We start from the raw sequence: 18,233 nt of genomic DNA on the forward strand, positions 1-18,233 counted from the left end.
GTTCACCGCTGCTACCGGTCTACCTTTTTCCACCAATCGTCAAACACAGTAACCGGCTGCTCCCGTTTATGAATCGTGCGGGTATACCAATTTTCGATTTTGGCGCGGTCATCATCCGCAATTGTTTTGCCTTCCAAATAATCGTCTATGTCATCGTACGTTACGCCAAGAGCAACTTCATCGGAGAGCTGCGGTTTATTTTCCTCCAGATCGGCGGTCGGCACCTTCAAATACAGATGCTCCGGGCAGCCCAGCTCCTTCAGCAGCTGCCTGCCCTGGCGTTTGTTCAGCCGGTAAAGCGGCGTTAAATCCGCAGCACCGTCGCCAAACTTCGTATAAAAGCCGGTGATCGCTTCCGCTGCATGGTCCGTGCCGACGACTAACCCGTTCTGCTCGCCCGCGATTTCAAACTGTGCAATCATACGCTCCCGCGCTTTGCGGTTGCCTTTCGTAAAGTCGCTCAGCTTAAGTCCGGTGCTGGCTTCATATTCCGCTGCGCCGGCGTCAACCGCGGCTTTAATGTTGAACGTATATACATGCTTCGCCCCGATAAAAGCGATCGCATCCTGTGCGTCCTGCTCATCCTTCTGCTCGCCGTACGGCAGGCGGACCGCAATAAACCGGTATTGGCCGTTCTGGCCGGACTCACTGCTGCCGCCGTTCCCGGCGTCCTCTTCATTTAACTCGTTAACCGCGATCTGGCACAGCTTGCCGGCCAGCGTAGAATCCTGCCCGCCCGAGATGCCCAGCACCAGCGCCGTTTTCCGCGCAAAACGCATATACGATTTCATAAAATCAACGCTTAAGCGAATTTCCTCTTTCGCATCAATTTGCGGCTTCACGCCCAGTTTCGCAATAATGTCCTGCTGCAATGCCATCACAGCCACACTCCTTTTAAGGTTGATATAACCGATGCTGCTTAATATAGTCGTAACAAGCATCCGGCAGCAAATACCGCGGTTCCCCGCCTCTGCCGAATTCATCGCGGATATAAGTCGAGCTGATATCCATGGCAAGCCCTTTGCTCATCAGCTGAAACCTGCCGTCATCATGGTTGCGCAGCAGCGGCGAACGGGCTATCGCTTCCGTCATATCAATACCGCTGCGGGCCATTACAATAAATTTGTTTCCGGCAATCAACTCTTCATCATGCGACCATTTGCCGTCGGCGATATCGGCCAGCAAATCCGCGCCCATAATAAAATACAGCTCATCATCCGGGTATTGCTCGTGAAAATGCCGCATCGAATAATACGTATAATGCATGCCGGCAAGGGCGGTCAGCTCATACGTGTCCAGCACAAATTTGGGATTGTCCTGAATCGCAAGGCGGATCATTGCAATGCGGTGCTCATCGGAAATGTTGGGCTTCTTATCATGCCGCATATGGGAAGACGGAAGAAAAATAACAAAATCCAAATGCTTGCGGTGCGCTACGGTCGAAGCCGTCCATAAATGCACGTTCGTGATCGGATCAAAGGATGAGCCGTAAATGCCGATTTTGCGCGGTCCCCCGTTTGTTCCCATTATTCCGCACTCCCTTCGACCTTTTGCTTTATGCGCTGGATCATGTTCATTTTGTTATCCCAGCAGTTCTGGCTTAAGTCCACCGGATACTGCTCCGGATTCTGGTTCCGTTTATATTCGTCCCACAGCAGCTCCAAATTTTGCTTCGCATACGCTTGAATGCTGGAAAGCTGCGGCATATCGTAGACCAGCTTGCCGCCGGCAAATATATCGGCATGAAGCTCCCTCGCTTCGAAGTTGGTGACAAACTTGCTGATATAAGTGTAGACCGGGTGGAACATCTTCAAACGCTTCTCGCCTGCAGGATTCTCATCCTCCAGAGCGATATAGTCGCCTTCGGAACGGCGGTTTACCTGATTGATAATGCGATAAAGCTTCTTCATGCCCGGCGTCGTTACTTTTTCGGGATTGCCGGATATTTTGATCGTATCCGCCATATTCCCGTTCTCGTCTTCAATAGCCACAAGCTTATAGACTGCACCCAAAGCCGGCTGATCGTACGCTGTAATCAGCTTTGTGCCGATTCCCCAGGCGTCGATGGCCGCTCCTTGCGCCTTCAAGCTCATAACCGTATATTCGTCCAAGTCGTTTGAAGCGTAAATTTTCGTCTGCGGAAAACCGGCGTTGTCCAGCAGCTTCCGGACTTCCTTCGACAAATAGGCCATATCTCCCGAATCGAGCCGCACCCCTTCGAACAAATTGCCGATTTCCAGCTCCTGTACTACCCGTATCGCATTTACAATGCCGGATTTTAACGTATCGTATGTGTCGATCAGAAACACGCATGGCCGCCTCATCTTTTTTTGCCGCCCGGCATAGCTGCGGAACGCTTCGTATTCGTCCTGCATCGCCTGCACCATCGCATGGGCGTGTGTGCCCGACACCTTCGCCCCAAACCGTTTGCCGCAGCGCACGTTCGAGGTTGCATCGCAGCCCCCGATAATGGCGGCACGCGCTCCCCACAGGGCGGCGTCCATCTCATGGGCGCGGCGCGATCCGAACTCCAGCAGCGGAGCATCCCCTACGGCGCTGCGAATGCGGGCAGCTTTCGTTGCGATGAGCGTCTGGTAATTGACGATGTTAAGCAGCGCCGTTTCAATCAATTGCGCCTCCGCCAGCGCAGCTTCCACACGAACGATCGGCTCGTTCGCAAATACAAGTTCGCCTTCGCGCATCGACTTGATCGTTCCGTTAAAACGCAGTGTACGCAAATAAGCCAAATAATCGTCGCCATAACCAAGCTCATCCCGCAAATAAGCCAAATCCGATTCGGAGAAATGGAACTGTTCTATATATTCAATCATCCGCTGCAGCCCGGCAAAAATCGCATACCCGCCCTCAAACGGCAGCTTGCGGAAAAACAGCTCAAACACCGCTTTTCGTTCGCTGATGCCTTCCGCCCAATACGTCTCCGCCATATTGATCTGATACAAGTCGGTATGCAGCGCCAGGCTGTCGTCTTCGTAATGCGTTTGTCCATTAATCATTCCGGGAACGCCTCCAACCGTTTGTTATATCGTAAGCTGTTCGCCCTGTACCACTTGAATGCCATAACGCTGAACCAGCTGCTCGATGGCCGCTTTCGTCACATCCTCCGTGCCCGGAATCGGGCTGGAGCAGTCCGTCAGCAAATGTACGCTGCCCGTAAACGCCTTGTTGCCCGCATGGTATTCCAGCAGCTGGGTCAGTGTGTCCAGCACGCAATGCGACAGCGCTTGACCGGCTACATATATACGGCTGTACGATGTCAAGCTGTCCAGAAACGCCCGGTTGGCTTCGCTGGTCAAGCCGTCCTCCCGAAGGAACGCGCCGTACATTTCACTAAGCGGATCATCGCCTTTTCCCAAAATAACCGGCTTTATTTGCCGGGCTGCACTATGGTAATAAACCAAGTTCATCAGCTGGCTTTCAAACTGCGCGCCAAATGTGCCTTCCAAACAATGGTACGGCCAAATGCGAAGCTCCCGCTTCCCGCCAAGCCGGAGCTGGCGGACGTAAGCCAAGCTTTCTTCCGGATGAAACTGTGCAATCCATTCGCCGCGCTCCACCGCTTCAAGCGTAATGACTGTTTCTACCGGTGCCGGATGCTGTCCTTCCGGGCTGCGCCACCAGCAAGGATGAAAGATTTGAAGCGGCGTGTGCACATCTTGGGTCATCGCGATTTGCGTAATACGGTGCAAATTCCGGTACAGAAATCCGCCCAGCCGGGCTGTATCTTCCAGCGAACCGGGAACGCCCAGCTCGCCGCCCTCCATAAAGCTGTTCTGCTGATCGACAAGCAGCAGCAGCGTCCGATCCTGGTCCGTGCCGGCTGCCGGCAGCTGTTCCTTCGAAGCAAGCGCCAATATGCTGTTCAGATCTGTTGTGCTTTTACCGCCAATTTCATTCCGGTTAAACAAGCTTTCAAAAGGCACTAAACATTGACCCTTGTGAGCCATCCTCATTCGCTCCTTTATTTCTTATTTCACGTTTTATGAAATATTATAAGGAAAAAGAACAGGTATTGTGACAATACCTTTAAAAATAAATCGACTCCAGCGGTTCGCCTTCCTTGAACCGGTACAGAATCGACGGGCGTTTGGAATTTCGTGATGTGGTTTTGGGTTCTCCGCCCTCTTTGACGACTTCAATAAACGGCAGCCGTTCCGCACGGTTGCGGAAAGTGGAATATTTCGCCACCTTCGGGCTGTCGGTTACAGTGAGCAGAACGCTCTGCAGCTCGCTTAACGTAAATTCCGGCGGCAAAAAATTGCGGGCAACGGTGGTCAGCAGCATATGTTTTTTGATCGTATCATACGCATCCTGTATCAGTTCCCGGTGATCGAATGCAAGGTCGAGGCGCTCTACCTCTTCCATTGTAAACAGCGCGACTTCTTCGGCATCGTCCGCAGCTTTGCGTTTCTCCAAATAATTCTCCGGCACAATCGCATAGTGGGCATTGGATATAATCCAGCCTCTTCTGTCCCGGCCGGGCCGATCGTATACGCCATAATGACGGATATGAATACCTTCAACCCCGGTTTCCTCGGACAATTCGCGGCTTGCCGCATCATAGGCCATTTCCTCAGGGCCGATAAAACCTCCCGGCAGCGCCCATTTGCCGCCTTGAATGTTGGCGTTGCCGTCCTTATCGAAGCGGGCTCTGCGAATGAGCATCAGCTTCAGCGTCCGAAGCGGCGGCTTATTCGGCGCCACATAGTCGCTAATAATAGTAAAAACCGCAATATCACTGGTATAACCGTCGGGCGTCCGGTATTGCTTCGGATCGTAATGTTTCAGCGCTTCTTCTTCGGATTCATAACGCACCGTTAGGTTCACCTCGTTATATATTATATTTCATGTTTTATTATTTATAGAGCCATATTATCACAGGAGAGGAAGGAAGGAAACCCTTCTGCACAAAAAAGTTAGTTGACCGGGCAGCATACCTTCTTCTATGAAAACCGGCATCGCGGTTCTCTCCGCGGCTGGCAGCCGGCCTCACGCCATCACAAAAAAACGCCGGCCGGCAATACGCACCTGAAAGGTAACGTTTCTGCCGGCCGGCGCCGCTGTCACTTCGCTTTTGTATAACTAGAGTTACTCCATGCCGTTTTCTTCCCGAATGCGGTAAAGCCCTTGCAAAATCAGCTCGGAAGGATCGCGGTTCAGCATATAATGCGTAAGCAGCAGATGCAGCGGCACCGCGCAAACATTGTTGCTGTCTCCTTGAATAGCCGGAAACCCTGCTTCGAATACAGGTCCAAGCTGTTCGTTCCAATCGAGGCCTGCATGCACCTTTTCGCCTGCAAATTCGTCGCGGACGGTGTTTAAGCAGTGCGGTATAACCATTTTGTCGATCACAGCTTTCGTTTCTTCTTCATTGGCTGGAGGCGTCGGCAGCGGTTTGCCGCCTTTCGTATTCATCAGCTCAACGTAGAACGAAGCGATCCACATGGCCGGATCTTTGCGGTTTTGGAACGCATTAATAAGCTCCCGCAAAAAGAAACCGCATACATAAGCGTCATCTGCTTCATCATTTACTTGAAAAATAAATACAGGACCGTAAACCTCATGCTGCAGCACTTGCCCTTTTACCGTTTCAAACTGTGTCTTCAGCGCAGTGTATCCATTGTGGTACACTGCTTTAATCAGCTCAGCCAGCTGCTCTTCGGTGAGCGCTTTTGGACCTTCATTTGATTCGGCTGCTTCATTAGCCGCGTTGACATTCGTTTCTTCATTTGTCGTTTTATTATTCATCGTCAGCTTCACCCACTCGTATTATATCAATTCGGAGTTTGAACAGTCTAGCATGGCTAACAACGTTTAGGGCATCTTGTCAAATATTGGAGCAATGATCTGTTGGCCTTCTCTTATGAAAAGCAGAAGCCCCGGCGCATCACGATGCTCTCCGGGGCTTTGAATGGGAACAATTATTTGTTCAGCAAGTCTTTTGTTTTATTGTAAATATCGTTAGCCATATCGGTATAACGTTTGCTGCCGTTTGCCTCCACTTGGGATACATAAGAATCCCAGTTGGACAATTTTTCTTGTCCTGTGATGAACTTCAGCGTCATTGTTTTTACATAGTCAATGAGCGGCGTTTGAATCAGGTTCATTTGCTCGCTTTCGTCAGGTGTGCCCATAATCGGAGGAGCAAGTTTACGCGGTTCGCGTTCCGTCAGAATACGGTTGTTGAACTCTTTTTCGCCGTCGGTCATTTTCGACAGTTTCAAATCTTTGGAACCGCCGTATGCAAATACGCCGCCGCCAAAACCAAAGTCTACGTTCAATTTTTTCGTTGCTGTGCTGTCATTCATGCCGTTATACGAAATGTCCGGATTCAGTTTCAAAGTACCGTCTGCATCTTTCGTGTACGTTTCGCCTTCTACGCCCCACAGGCTGAGCGTTTGTCCTTCATTGGAGTACCAGAGCCAGTCAACGAAACGGAGCATTTTAATAAAGTTGTCTTTGCCCAAATCTTTCAGCGCGTTTTGGCTGATCATAATCCCATTTTCCAGACGGGATGTTTCTACTTGCAGCATGCCTTTAGGGCCGCCAGGCTGAACGATCATGTACAGATCAGCTTTTGGATCCTGCATTTTCGTTTTGTAATCGGCCAGCAATTGGTAGTTGGCGTTGATGACATAGGAGTCGCCTTTAAAGAACTTCGCACGAGCTGTATCATCGTCTTGCGTGAACGATTCCGGATCCATGATGCCTTCGGAAATCAGTTTGTTGAAGTACGTGACATAATCTTTAAAATCTTGCGTATTGTCCGCAAATTCAAATTGCTGCGTATCTTGGTTGAATCTCATGCCGTTCGCTACGCCCCAGCCGGCTGTTACGCCATATTCAACGGCAGCGATATTCAGCGTCGATTCGCCTTTGAATTCATCCGAGAATACGTAAGGTTTTTTCGTATAGTCTTTTACTTGCTTCATCGCTTGATAGAAATCTTCATATGTCCAGTTGTCGGCTTTGGAAAGGTCGACGCCAGCCGCTTCGAATACGTCTTTGCGGATGATGTATGAATAGCCGCCGCCTGCTACTTCCCACATGCCAGGCAATACATAATATTTGCCGTCGGCTTGCAGTTTCGCTTTCAGGTCAGCTTCCATGCCCCAGTCTTTGACTGCTTTTTGGTAGTTAGGCATATATTGTACCCAATCGCTGATCGGCACGATTTGACCGCCTGCGATAAACGGTGTTTCGTCATAGGTTTTAGGGATAATATACGGGGCGTCGCCGCTGTTAATAATGAGCGCTTTTTGGTTGTCGTAATCCGCTCTCGCGATAACCGACAGGTCAAAGGACACGTTTGTTTTCTCCTGGATGGCGCTCCAGATTCTCCAGTCCTTTTTATACGGGTAACCTTCGTTGTCGCTGAACGTCATCGAATATTTAACCGGTTCGTTCGAATGGAATGTTTGGTTTTCTCCGAACGTGTAATCCAGCTGCGGTTCCGCCGATGCAGTTGCACCGTTAGACGGAGCGGACGAAGCGTCGCTGGACGAGCCCCCGTTGCCGTTATTGTTGTTGCTGGAACAAGCAGATAATGATACCGCTACCAATAAAGCCGACATTGTAACACCCATTGTTTTACTAAGTTTTTTCATACTGGACCTCCCTTATTTTGTATACCTATATAACAGCTCCGCCGCGGCAGCGGATCGTTAAGGCGCCGCGGCAGCCCTGGTTATACCAACAGTGTGGCGATCAGCCTTTGACAGAACCAATCATCATGCCTTGCACAAAATACTTTTGTACAAACGGATAGATACAAATAATAGGCAATGAAGTTAATACCATCGCTGTCGACTTGACGGTAGCTGCAATCTGGTTCGTATTTTCCGAGTTGGCGCCAATCTCCGTCGTACTGATCGCGCTGTCGATAACTTGCCGAAGGAACAAGGCTACAGGCCATTTTTCCTTCGTTTGCAAGTACAGCGAAGCAGAGAACCAGTCGTTCCAGATGCCTACGATAACAAACAGAATCATCGTCGCCAGGATAGGTTTGGAAAGCGGAAGCGTAATCCGGGTGAATATCCCGAATACGTCCAGGCCGTCGACCTTGGCGGCCTCCTCCACTTCGTTCGGCAAGCTAGCAAAGAAGGTCTTCATCAGGATGACGTTAAACGCGCTGATTGCACCCGGAATAAGGAGTGCCCACATCGTGTCCTTCATGCTTAAAGACTTGGCGATCAGAATGTAGTTCGGGATCAGCCCGCCGCCAAAGTACATCGTAAAAAGCACAAACGGTACAAAAAACTTGTTCAGGCGAAGTTTTTCTTTCGACAGCGGGTAAGCCATCACGGCCGTCGCTCCGACTGCTATCAGCGTTCCAAGCACCGCATACATAATTGTGTTGCCATAATAGCGGAAGAAGTCCGGTTTGCCCAAGATGGTTTTATACGTTTCGGATGTGAAATCAATCGGATAAAACGATATTTTACCTGCGTATACCGCCGCTTCCGAGCTGAACGACTGCGCCAGCAAATACAGGAACGGATACAGGGTAACGAATACAACAATCGTCATAATAATTGTGTTGAATACTTGAAACACCCGATAAGATGAGGATGCTTTCATGTGAACTGCCCCTCTCTACCACAAGCTAGTTTTGGTCGTTTTTTTCGAAATAGCGTTAGCTGTAGTCACCAGAATGAGGCCGATAATGCCTTCAAACAAGCCGACAGCGGTCGCATAGCTGAAGTTGCCCCCGGTAATACCCATCCGGTAAACATAAGTCGAGATAACATCCGCCGTTTCATACGTAAGCGGGTTGTACAAGAGCAAGATTTTCTCGAAGTTGGAGCCCATGATGCCGCCGATGTCCAATACAAGAAGCGTCATAATAGTTGGCAGAATGCCCGGAATCGTCACGTGCCAAGCGAGTCTAAACCGGCTGGCGCCGTCAATTCTTGCAGCTTCGTACAGCTCGGTATTAATGCTCGTCATAGCCGCCAGGTACAGGATCGTCCCCCACCCTAACCCTTGCCATAAGCCAGAGGAAACATAAATGGCCGGGAACCAGTGAGGCAGCGATATGAATTGGATTTTGTCAAATCCGAAATGTGCCAGCAGCGCGTTAACAGGCCCGGTTTGGGACAAAATTTCTTTCACCATGCCGGCTACGATAACCATCGAAATAAAATGCGGCAGGTATGAAACGGTTTGTACGAATTTTTTCATTCTGATCGTCCGGATTTCATTCAGCAGTAAAGCAAATATAAGTGTGAGAGGGAACCTGAACAATAAGTAGGTAATACTTAATACCAAGTTGTTTCTGAACGCTCTCCAGAACGTTGGATCGTCCATAAACATCTTGAAGTACTTAAACCCTACCCATTCCGTTCCTAGAAAATCGGGTCCTCCTCTATATTTCCGAAAAGCAATGATGTTTCCGACCATCGGAGCGTATTTGAAAATAAGGAAGTAAACGACCGGAATGATAAGAAAGGAATATAACTTCCATTCTTTTCTTACATGTCTCCAAAGCGGGGTCGTGTCGATTGTTTTCTTGCGGACTTCCATGGCATCCCACTCTCCTTCTTCTTAATTGCCTCTTCTATTGTCTGTTGTTCAGACCACCCTCTTCGCCAAGCGTATTACGTCCCGGGAAGATGCGATCCTAATCTCTCTCGTTTCACCTGAATTTCCCCCTTGTTACGATCTCTTTCTGCTCATAATTGGTAACTATAATTAATAGTCATTTATAACAAAAAACTACATTTTCATTAAAGAAAGCGCTTAATATTAGTTATTTCGACTTATGTATTCGCTTTCATTAACTCGATTATATCCACTTCCCTAGTACCGTTCTTCGTAAATATAGCTTTTAATTGATCAAATATTGCCTTTTTTGGTCAGGTTATTGATTTTCGATCTATTGGATGCCATTATCTGATTAGGATAAATCACACAAATTCATTAGAAAGGATCGAGGAACGATGATTGAAATCCTTGACGGCGCCAAAGAGACCGTCTCTTACCGCGATCATTTCGGAATACGGATCTACTTGAACCGCGAAGCAGAACATTATCCGATTCACTGGCACACGGCTGCAGAAATTATTATGCCATTCGACAATGTTTACACAGTCATTGTCAATGACATCAAGCATGTCCTATATCCGGGCGATATTTTAGTGCTTCCGCCGGGCGAGCTTCATCAAATATTTGCGCCGGAATCCGGCGAGCGGATTATATTGCAATTCGACTGCTCCATCTTGTACAACATGAACGGCTTTGATTCTACCTTTCATTTGCTTCGTCCTTGCGTGCTTGTTACCGCAGAGCAAAACAGCTCGCTGCATAACGTGCTAAAGCCGCTTCTGGTCGATATTAAAAATGAATATTTTAGCCAAAGCCATCTTCGGGAAGCTTCGGCTTATGCCAAGCTGATCCAGTTTTTCGTTGAGATCGGACGAAACATTATTCATGAAGAACGCCGTTTTCCTCATATGAAAAGCAACAAGCAGCACAAATATATCGATAAGTTTCTTCAGGTTTGCAATTATATGAACGAGCATTGCACCGAAGATATTCGAGTAGAAGATTTGGCAGCGCTTACCGGCTTCAGCAAATACCATTTCACCCGCATGTTCAAGCAGTTTATGGGCGTTTCCTATTACAACTACCTGATCCAGCACCGGATTATGTACGCGGAAAAGCTGCTCATTGATCCGAATTTATCCGTTATGGAAGTGGCCATGCGTTCCGGCTTCGGAAGCTTGCCTACCTTTAACCGTGTGTTTAAAACGTATAAAAAATGCACCCCGTCTGAATACAAGGTACTTCACGGCAATCATCCCATTTCGAGCAGATAAGAGAAGCCACCCCGACGAAAAGGAGCATCATGCAGATGAGCACGAAAAAAAAATTCAACACTGGCTGGTCATTCGCTAAGCAGCCTATCGGAACGGATTTGAAAGCGGTAACAAATGATGCCGTAGCGTGGATGCCTGTCACATTGCCCCATGACTGGCTGATTTACGACAGCCGCAATCTGTATGAGAACGGCGAAGGCTGGTATCGCAAAACGTTCGAGCTGAACGAATCGGAATCCAGCGGGCGAATAACTCTTTATTTTGAAGGCGTTTACATGAATTCTGCCGTATTCGTAAACGGCTGCGAAGCCGGAACCTGGAAAAACGGCTATTCCAGCTTTGAGATCGACATTACGCCATACATCGTGACGGGGCGAAACGAAGTATACGTGCAGGCCGTCTACGAATCGCCTAATTCTCGCTGGTATTCAGGCGCAGGCATTTATCGCCCGGTATGGCTGAAGTCGTACCCGGACAGTCATATCGCTTCAGACGGCATTTATATTTCCGCCCGGCAGCAAAATGAAAGCAACTGGCTGGTGCAGATCGGCACGGAGGTCCGGTTTGCACCAGCAGCCGACTCATCAGCATCCTGCCTGCTGAGGCATACCGCCATTGATCCTTCCGGCACGGTGGCTGCCCGGCAGGAAACGGCGATTGCTGCAGCGGCCGGAGAGCTAGTGACGTTCCAAAGCGACCTGTCCGTCGATCAGCCGCTCGTGTGGGATACGGAGCATCCGTATTGCTATAAGCTGGTAACGGAACTGGTCCATAATGGCGCTACCATCGACCGGGAGGAACAGCCATTTGGGTTCCGCACCTTTACATTCGACAGCCAGACCGGTTTTTACTTAAACGGCCGCCATATGAAGCTGAACGGCGTATGCCAGCATCATGATCTCGGCTGCCTGGGCGCTGCCGTCAATAAAACGGCGTTGCGCAGGCAAATCAAACTTCTGCAGGAAATGGGCGTCAACGCGATTCGAACCGCTCACAATATGCCGGCGGTTGAGCTGATGGAGCTTGCGGACGAGATGGGCGTACTGATCGTATCCGAAGCTTTCGACATGTGGGAACGCCAAAAGACGCCTTATGACTACGCCCGTTTCTTCCCCGAATGGTGGGAAAAAGATGTGGCAAGCTGGGTGCGCAGAGACCGCAATCATCCAAGCCTGCTGATGTGGAGCATCGGCAACGAAATCTATGACACGCATGCCGATGAGCGCGGACAGCAATTAACTGTGATGCTGCGCGACAAAGTGCTGGAGCATGACCCAAGGGGCAATGCATCCGTTACGATCGGCTCCAATTATATGCCGTGGGAAAATGCGCAAAAATGCGCGGATCTGGTTGCATTCGCGGGCTACAACTACGGGGAAAACTATTATGAACTTCATCATCAGCAGCATCCGGACTGGATCATTTACGGCAGCGAAACCTGCTCCACAGTGCAAAGCCGGGGGATCTATCATTTTCCGCTTTCGCAGTCCGTCTTGGCTGACGACGATGAGCAGTGCTCCTCCCTGGGCAACAGTTCGACCAGCTGGGGGCCAAAAGCACCGAAAGCTGCATTATCGGGGACCGGGACGCGGCATATTCGCTGGGGCAGTTTTTGTGGACCGGCTTTGATTATATCGGAGAGCCAACTCCTTATCATACGAAAAACTCGTATTTTGGCCAGCTCGACACCGCCGGCTTCAAGAAAGACTCCTATTATGTTTATCAAGCGGCATGGACGAGCTATAAAGCCCGGCCGATGGTCCATATTTTCCCGTATTGGGATTTTTCCGAAGGCCAGCTGATCGACGTGCGCGTCTGTTCCAATGCGCCTAAGATCGAATTGTTTTTTAACGGGGAATCGCAAGGCGTGTTCCATATTGACCACAAACACGGCCAAAAGCTGATTGGGGACTGGCAAATCCCTTACACCAAAGGTGTACTGAAGGCAGTCGCTTACGATGAGACGGATACGCCGATTGCAACGGATGTGCAGTCTTCCTTTGGCGATGCCGCTTCCATCCGGCTGACGCCGGACAAAACCGCGATGACGGCGGACGGCTCGGACCTTATTTTTATCGAGATTGACGCTTTGGATGCGGACGGCTTGCCCGTGGCTAATGCCAACAACAATATCCATGTTGCGGTTGAGGGGCCGGGACGCCTTGTAGGGCTGGACAACGGCGACAGCACGGACTACGACTCCTACAAAGGGAGCTGCCGCAAGCTATTCAGCGGCAAACTGCTGGCGGTCATTGCGGCAACGCTGGAGAGCGGCACGGTAACAGTTCGCGCGGAGTCCAAAGAACTGGCAGCATGTGAACTGGAGCTGTCGGCAGTGCCTCCTGCTGCGGGAAGCAGCTTGGAAGAAGCGGCGCTGTACGCTTATTCGCCGGAACAGGAGCGGCTCGCGAAAGCCGGAACGCCGCCTGTGGAGCAGGACGCGATTCCGGTTCGCAAGCTGGAGATCGTATGCCCGCAGGGCAATCAGCTGGATGCGGACAACCGCACGCTTCCTGTCCGGGTTATCGTTCATCCAAGCAGCGCGGCTTATCGGGATGTGCAGTGGCGCTTGACGAACGCCGCGGGCAATGATGCCCCTATTGCATCGCTGCAGGCCAGCGGGAATGAAGCGCTTATTACCGCTTTAAGCGACGGCGAATTTTACATCCGGTGCGGCACAACTAACGGCACGGATCATATTAAACTGTATTCCCTGATGGATTTCCGCATTCAAGGCTTGGGGCAAACGTTCCTGAATCCGTATTCCTTTGTATCTGCCGGCTACCATAACGGGAACAGCCGCAACCTGACGAACGGCAACGAACGGGGCGTTGCGACCGGCCGGGATGGCGAAAGCCGGATTTGTTTTGACCAAATCGACTTTGGCAGCTACGGGTCCGATGAAATTACGCTGCCGGTTTTCTCGCTGGACAGCGAGAAGTTCCCGATTGAAATATGGGAAGGCATACCGGGAGAAGCCGGCGCCTCGCTGCTGGCGGAAGTTACATACCAGAAGCCGACGCAATGGAACGTATACCAGGAGGAAACGTACAAGCTGCCGCGAAAGTTGACCGGCATTACGTCATTATGTTTTGTGCTGCGCCGTAAAATCCATTTGAAAGGGTTCCGGTTCAGCCAGCCGGCCAGGGCGTTCGAGCCGCTGCGAGCGCTTGACAATCATTCCATCTACGGCGATACGTTTACTATGACGGATGATGCGATTGAGCAGATCGGCAACAATGTGTCGCTTGTATTCCACGATATGGACTTCGGCGGTGCAGGCGCCGGCAAGCTGATCTTATGCGGCGCATCGCCGATTGACAACAATACGATTCATATCCAATTCAGCGGCGAACAAGGCGAGATGAAACAAATCGTAGAGTTTGCTTATTCCGGCGGTTACACGGAACGGGAATTCCCGCTTGAACGCGTAACCGGGCTGCAGACTGTAACGTTCGTATTCCTGCCGGGCAGCCAGTTCCATTTCAAATGGTTCCGGTTTATCCCCGCTGAACAATAACAAGCGAACAGGTCGTTATTCATCGCTTAATGTGACGAACGGGACAGATTAAATTGCTTTTACCAATAAAAAAAAGGATGCCCTTTAAGTCCATTCGAAATGGCGTAAGGGGCATCCCTTTTGTTTTTATTTCGGATACAAGCCCGATGCCGCGGCTGCCCATCACAATCAGATCACAGCTTTTATGATGAGCCGCCTTGCAAATAACTTTGGCCGGATCGCCGGCAATCTGTCCGATCGACATTGATTTCCGGCTCATTAAGCACAATTGGAGGAGTGACATGGAGAACCGTAATTTGCGTGTCCGCCTGCAGTGCTTCGGCTAAACGGACGGCATGCTCCAATGCTTTTTCCGATTGCTGAGATCCGTCAACGGGAACTAGAATATGCTTGTACATCCACTCGCTTCCTTTATGCAAACCAATATTCTGCACCAAAAGTTATATGCTGAATTTCTTGGTTATTACAACCAAATCATACTCTATATTAACATTCACATTCACATTCACATTAACGTTCACGTCAACGTAAGTATTGTTATAAAAAAACGCCGTATCGGCGAATTGTCCAGTCTGTCAGAACGTATCTAACAAACAGTGCAATTTCCACATACGGCGTCGTTTATATTATTGGATAGAAGCTTCGTATATTTCGCGGATCGTTTGGGACAATACCGCGTTGAACTCCTCATCGCTTTGGCCGGCTGTCAAACCTTCCGACAAAGCCCGCGAGAAGCTGGCAATCAAACCATGATTGCGGCTCAATTTTTCGTTAGCTTCCGATTGCGAATAACCGCCCGACAACGCAACAACCCGCAAAACATGCGGATCAGCCATCAAATCGCTGTAGAAATTGTCTACCGTAGGAATCGACAGCTTCAGCATCACATGGACACCTTCATCCAAAGCGGACAGCTGGTTCAAAATTTCTTCCTTCAATATTTTTTCGGAAAGCTCTTTATCCGCGCTGGAAATATCCACTTCCGGTTCAATAATCGGCACAAGCCCTGCTTGTACAATCTGTTTGCCGACGGCAAACTGCTGTTCCACAACCTGCTTAATGCCGGCCGGATTCGCTTCTTTAATAAGCGAACGCATTTTGGTGCCAAAGATGTTGCGGCCAACTGCCCGCTTCAGCAAATCGTCCAAGCCATTAATCGGCTTCATCAGCTGAACGCCGTTCTCCAGAGCAGCAAGCCCTTGGTCTACTTTTAAGAAAGGAACAACTCCTTTGTCCTCCCATAAATAGTCGGCCGTCAGTTTGCCGTCAATGGAACGGTCCATTGTATTCTCAAACAAAATGGCGCCGATTATGTACTTGGAATCAAATGCAGCGCTTTTAATAATACGTGTTCTCATCTCATGCACGAGCTGATACATTTCCTCATCGCCCGAGTAGCTGCTTTCCGAAATACCGTATTGCTGCAGCGCTTTAGGCGTGCTGCCCCCGCTTTGGTCCAAAGCGGCAATAAAACCGCCTTTCGTGCGAATTTGTTCCAATTGTTTGTTGTTCATCGATGTTTCCCCTTCCTTCTTTATAATGGAATGACATCATCACCGTTATTATAGCACTGAATCCATAACGGAAGCACGTTGTTCATGAAATGCCCCGCGCTCCAACATCCAATCCTGCCCGCAGCGCTCATCCAGCGGCCCTCCGGACCGTACGCCAGTATAACACTAAGCCAAAAAGGAGAGCAAGGTGCAGCCGGCACCTTGCTCTCCTTTTTCCTTGTCCAGCCTTATGTCCGGCGCATATAAGCGCGGACCGTAATCGGCGCGAAAATAACGACGATTATCGCTGCCCCGATAAGCGATATGCCAAGATCGGAGCCAACTGTGCCGGAGTTGACCAAATCCCGCACAGCCGTAACCAAATGCGAGATCGGGTTGAATTTCACAAACCATTGCAGCCAATCCGGCATCGTATCGACCGGAACATAGGCGTTGGACAGGAACGTAAGCGGAAATAAGATGATCATCGAAATGCCCTGTACGCTGGAAGCCGAACGCGCAATAACGCCAAAAAATGCAAAGATCCAGCTAATCGCCCAGGAACAAGCAATTACGAGAAGCCCGGCGATCACAACGTTGCCAATCCCGCCGTCCGGACGGTAGCCCATAATGTAACCCATAACGAAAGTCAGCACGGTTGCAATCGTGTACCGGATCGTATCGGCCAGCAAAGCTCCTGCGAGCGGGGCTATACGCGCAATCGGCAATGATTTGAATCGGTCGAACACGCCTTTGTCCATATCCTCGCGCAGCTGAACGCCGGTAACAACCGAGGTCGTTATAACGGTTTGCACTAGAATGCCCGGAATAATAACCGGCAAATAGCTATGGACATCCCCGGAGATGGCGCCGCCAAAAATATACGTAAACATTAGCGTAAATATAATCGGCTGGAACGTTACGTCAAACAGCTGTTCCGGCGTCCGGCGGATTTTCAGCAGTCCGCGGTATGCCATCGTTAATGAGTTGCGTAAAGTTTGGCCAAAGCTGGTATGGTTCTTCAACTGGCGCCCTGCGCCTGTTCGGATTGGAGTGCTGCTCATACGTTTACCTCCTGTGCTTCTTTTGATTCTGCAGACGATTCTGTTTCGTTCGGCTCAACACCGTGGCCGGTAATCGTCAGGAATACTTCGTCAAGCGTTGGCTTTTGCACGCTGATTTCTGCCAGCTGAATGCCCGCTCCGCGCAGTTCAATGAGCAAATCCGTCACGATGCTGGGATTATCCATCGGTGCCGTAATTTTGCCGGCTTCAGGCGTAACGGCCGACTGAACATGCAGCACCCGGTCAACGATATAACGTGCAGCTTCCAGCTGCTGCGGCTCTTGAATTTTCAAATGAAGCGAGGAAGTTCCAATGGATGCTTTCAAGTCATCCCCGGTGCCTTCAGCCACAACCTTGCCGCGGTCGATTACAGCAATCCGGTCCGCCAGCTGATCGGCTTCTTCCAAATATTGTGTCGTAAGAAGTACGGTAGAGCCGGTGTTCACGAGGCGGCGGATCGTGTCCCACATTTGCGACCGCGTGCGCGGATCAAGCCCGGTTGTCGGCTCATCAAGGAAAATAAGCGGCGGCTGCGCAATAAGGCTTGCCGCGAGATCCAGCCTGCGGCGCATCCCGCCGGAGAAGTTTTTAAGCGGTCGTTTGGCCGCCTCCGTCAAGCCGAATTCCTCCAGCAGCTCTTTTGCTTTCCGCTTGGACTCCGCACGGCTTAACCCAAGCAGCCGCGAAAAAATGACCAGATTTTCAGTTGCGCTAAGCGACTCGTCAACCGACGCATATTGGCCGGTTACGCCAATCAGCTGGCGTACAACCTGCGATTCTTTCACGATATCGCGTCCAAAAATTTGCGCCGTTCCTGCATCCGGCCGAAGCAAAGTGGCGAGCATTCGGATCGTTGTTGTTTTCCCGGCTCCGTTTGGACCAAGCACGCCGTAGATCGATCCGGCGCGCACGTTCAAGTAAACGCCGTCCACTGCTTTGTTGTCGCCAAAATGTTTGACCAGGCCGTTCGCTTCTACAGCCCAGTCGCCATTGTTCGGTTCGTGTCTTTTATTTATGAAATGGCTCATAATTATCCTCCTGTACAATGTTTTATGAGAAAATCATAACGCACCATTTTAAACTGAATTTAAACTAATGTTTGGCTCACAACCAGTCTCCGATTAAAAATATGCAACTCGCTTAGAACGCATTAACACGGTCCGGTGTATAAAAGCATAAAAAACTGTCGGCGATACTTTGTCGACAGTCTGAGCGTCCCTCCTTCATATTAAAGAGTTGTCAGGCAAATAGGTAACTGAAATATAAAAACAAGCGAAGTCCGGATGAATGCCGAGCTGTGCTTGTTTGGTATGCTTCC

General features: G+C 50.0%; 17 protein-coding genes. 3 read left to right on the forward strand and 14 right to left on the reverse strand.

Features of this window, described 5'->3' with window-relative positions:
- Positions 1–11: 11 nt before the first annotated feature.
- The 9 genes from nadE to ET464_RS09015 form a co-directional block, all read right to left on the reverse strand.
- Entirely contained in the window at positions 12–878 is an 867-nt protein-coding gene (nadE, locus tag ET464_RS08975) for an NAD(+) synthase (protein WP_129440196.1), read from the reverse strand.
- Between the two features lie 16 nt (positions 879–894).
- Positions 895–1,527, reverse strand: a complete 633-nt coding sequence (gene nadD, locus ET464_RS08980) for a nicotinate-nucleotide adenylyltransferase (protein ID WP_129440198.1) — start codon at positions 1,525–1,527, stop codon at positions 895–897.
- Positions 1,527–3,014, reverse strand: a complete 1,488-nt coding sequence (locus ET464_RS08985; protein ID WP_129440200.1) for a nicotinate phosphoribosyltransferase — start codon at positions 3,012–3,014, stop codon at positions 1,527–1,529. The genes nadD and ET464_RS08985 overlap by 1 nt, the downstream gene beginning before the upstream one ends.
- 24 nt (positions 3,015–3,038) lie before the next feature.
- Entirely contained in the window at positions 3,039–3,965 is a 927-nt protein-coding gene (locus ET464_RS08990; RefSeq protein ID WP_129440202.1) for a cysteine hydrolase family protein, read from the reverse strand.
- 79 nt (positions 3,966–4,044) lie between these two features.
- The gene (locus ET464_RS08995) at positions 4,045–4,833 is read right to left on the reverse strand and encodes an NUDIX domain-containing protein (RefSeq protein ID WP_129440204.1); all 789 of its coding nucleotides are present in this window, start codon (positions 4,831–4,833) and stop codon (positions 4,045–4,047) included.
- A 273-nt stretch (positions 4,834–5,106) separates the two neighbouring features.
- Positions 5,107–5,766: a hypothetical protein gene (locus ET464_RS09000; protein WP_129440205.1), complete on the reverse strand. Its 660-nt coding sequence runs from the start codon at positions 5,764–5,766 to the stop codon at positions 5,107–5,109.
- Between the two features lie 173 nt (positions 5,767–5,939).
- The gene (locus ET464_RS09005) at positions 5,940–7,625 is read right to left on the reverse strand and encodes an ABC transporter substrate-binding protein (RefSeq protein WP_129440207.1); all 1,686 of its coding nucleotides are present in this window, start codon (positions 7,623–7,625) and stop codon (positions 5,940–5,942) included.
- A gap of 100 nt (positions 7,626–7,725) precedes the next feature.
- Complete coding sequence (locus ET464_RS09010) at positions 7,726–8,598, reverse strand: carbohydrate ABC transporter permease (protein ID WP_129440209.1); 873 nt, start codon at positions 8,596–8,598, stop codon at positions 7,726–7,728.
- A 15-nt stretch (positions 8,599–8,613) separates the two neighbouring features.
- On the reverse strand, positions 8,614–9,543 hold the full coding sequence (locus ET464_RS09015; RefSeq protein WP_129440211.1) for an ABC transporter permease: 930 nt from the start codon (positions 9,541–9,543) through the stop codon (positions 8,614–8,616).
- A gap of 416 nt (positions 9,544–9,959) precedes the next feature.
- Between ET464_RS09015 and ET464_RS09020 the strand changes: the two genes are divergently transcribed.
- Genes ET464_RS09020 through ET464_RS20740 form a run of 3 tightly spaced genes read left to right on the forward strand, consistent with a single transcriptional unit; the run spans position 9,960 to position 14,358 of the window.
- Positions 9,960–10,838, forward strand: a complete 879-nt coding sequence (locus ET464_RS09020) for an AraC family transcriptional regulator (RefSeq protein WP_129440213.1) — start codon at positions 9,960–9,962, stop codon at positions 10,836–10,838.
- A gap of 35 nt (positions 10,839–10,873) precedes the next feature.
- Positions 10,874–12,640, forward strand: a complete 1,767-nt coding sequence (locus tag ET464_RS20735; protein ID WP_341869771.1) for a glycoside hydrolase family 2 TIM barrel-domain containing protein — start codon at positions 10,874–10,876, stop codon at positions 12,638–12,640.
- Positions 12,595–14,358 (forward strand): DUF4982 domain-containing protein, encoded by a 1,764-nt coding sequence (locus tag ET464_RS20740; protein WP_341869778.1) that lies wholly within the window; start codon positions 12,595–12,597, stop codon positions 14,356–14,358. The genes ET464_RS20735 and ET464_RS20740 overlap by 46 nt, the downstream gene beginning before the upstream one ends.
- A gap of 19 nt (positions 14,359–14,377) precedes the next feature.
- On the opposite strand, the gene ET464_RS20855 is transcribed toward ET464_RS20740, so the two are convergent.
- The 5 genes from ET464_RS20855 to ET464_RS09050 form a co-directional block, all read right to left on the reverse strand.
- Complete coding sequence (locus ET464_RS20855) at positions 14,378–14,641, reverse strand: universal stress protein (RefSeq protein WP_129440215.1); 264 nt, start codon at positions 14,639–14,641, stop codon at positions 14,378–14,380.
- The gene (locus ET464_RS20575) at positions 14,541–14,756 is read right to left on the reverse strand and encodes a universal stress protein (protein WP_129440217.1); all 216 of its coding nucleotides are present in this window, start codon (positions 14,754–14,756) and stop codon (positions 14,541–14,543) included. The genes ET464_RS20855 and ET464_RS20575 overlap by 101 nt, the downstream gene beginning before the upstream one ends.
- A gap of 228 nt (positions 14,757–14,984) precedes the next feature.
- Positions 14,985–15,872, reverse strand: coding sequence for a fructose bisphosphate aldolase (locus tag ET464_RS09040; RefSeq protein WP_129440218.1), 888 nt, complete (start codon positions 15,870–15,872; stop codon positions 14,985–14,987).
- 227 nt (positions 15,873–16,099) lie between these two features.
- Complete coding sequence (locus ET464_RS09045) at positions 16,100–16,915, reverse strand: ABC transporter permease (RefSeq protein WP_129440219.1); 816 nt, start codon at positions 16,913–16,915, stop codon at positions 16,100–16,102.
- Entirely contained in the window at positions 16,912–17,943 is a 1,032-nt protein-coding gene (locus ET464_RS09050; protein ID WP_129440220.1) for an ATP-binding cassette domain-containing protein, read from the reverse strand. Before ET464_RS09050 ends, ET464_RS09045 begins: the two co-directional genes overlap by 4 nt.
- Positions 17,944–18,233 lie beyond the last annotated feature (290 nt).

Origin of the sequence: Paenibacillus protaetiae (assembly GCF_004135365.1) — a bacterium.
In the GTDB taxonomy this organism is placed as follows: Bacteria; Bacillota; Bacilli; order Paenibacillales; family Paenibacillaceae; genus Paenibacillus_AP; species Paenibacillus_AP protaetiae.

Excerpts from the sequence above, each read along its gene's own strand:
- nadE (WP_129440196.1), bottom strand. The coding sequence starts at position 878 with ATGGCATTGCAGCAGGACATTATTGCGAAACTGGGCGTGAAGCCGCAA.
- ET464_RS20735 (WP_341869771.1), top strand. The coding sequence starts at position 10,874 with ATGAGCACGAAAAAAAAATTCAACACTGGCTGGTCATTCGCTAAGCAG.
- ET464_RS09050 (WP_129440220.1), bottom strand. The coding sequence starts at position 17,943 with ATGAGCCATTTCATAAATAAAAGACACGAACCGAACAATGGCGACTGG.
- ET464_RS08990 (WP_129440202.1), bottom strand. The coding sequence starts at position 3,965 with ATGGCTCACAAGGGTCAATGTTTAGTGCCTTTTGAAAGCTTGTTTAAC.
- ET464_RS09000 (WP_129440205.1), bottom strand. The coding sequence starts at position 5,766 with ATGAATAATAAAACGACAAATGAAGAAACGAATGTCAACGCGGCTAAT.
- ET464_RS20740 (WP_341869778.1), top strand. The coding sequence starts at position 12,595 with ATGGTCCATATTTTCCCGTATTGGGATTTTTCCGAAGGCCAGCTGATC.
- ET464_RS09015 (WP_129440211.1), bottom strand. The coding sequence starts at position 9,543 with ATGGAAGTCCGCAAGAAAACAATCGACACGACCCCGCTTTGGAGACAT.
- ET464_RS20575 (WP_129440217.1), bottom strand. The coding sequence starts at position 14,756 with ATGTACAAGCATATTCTAGTTCCCGTTGACGGATCTCAGCAATCGGAA.
- nadD (WP_129440198.1), bottom strand. The coding sequence starts at position 1,527 with ATGGGAACAAACGGGGGACCGCGCAAAATCGGCATTTACGGCTCATCC.
- ET464_RS09020 (WP_129440213.1), top strand. The coding sequence starts at position 9,960 with ATGATTGAAATCCTTGACGGCGCCAAAGAGACCGTCTCTTACCGCGAT.
- ET464_RS09010 (WP_129440209.1), bottom strand. The coding sequence starts at position 8,598 with ATGAAAGCATCCTCATCTTATCGGGTGTTTCAAGTATTCAACACAATT.
- ET464_RS09040 (WP_129440218.1), bottom strand. The coding sequence starts at position 15,872 with ATGAACAACAAACAATTGGAACAAATTCGCACGAAAGGCGGTTTTATT.
- ET464_RS09005 (WP_129440207.1), bottom strand. The coding sequence starts at position 7,625 with ATGAAAAAACTTAGTAAAACAATGGGTGTTACAATGTCGGCTTTATTG.
- ET464_RS09045 (WP_129440219.1), bottom strand. The coding sequence starts at position 16,915 with ATGAGCAGCACTCCAATCCGAACAGGCGCAGGGCGCCAGTTGAAGAAC.
- ET464_RS08985 (WP_129440200.1), bottom strand. The coding sequence starts at position 3,014 with ATGATTAATGGACAAACGCATTACGAAGACGACAGCCTGGCGCTGCAT.
- ET464_RS20855 (WP_129440215.1), bottom strand. The coding sequence starts at position 14,641 with ATGTCACTCCTCCAATTGTGCTTAATGAGCCGGAAATCAATGTCGATC.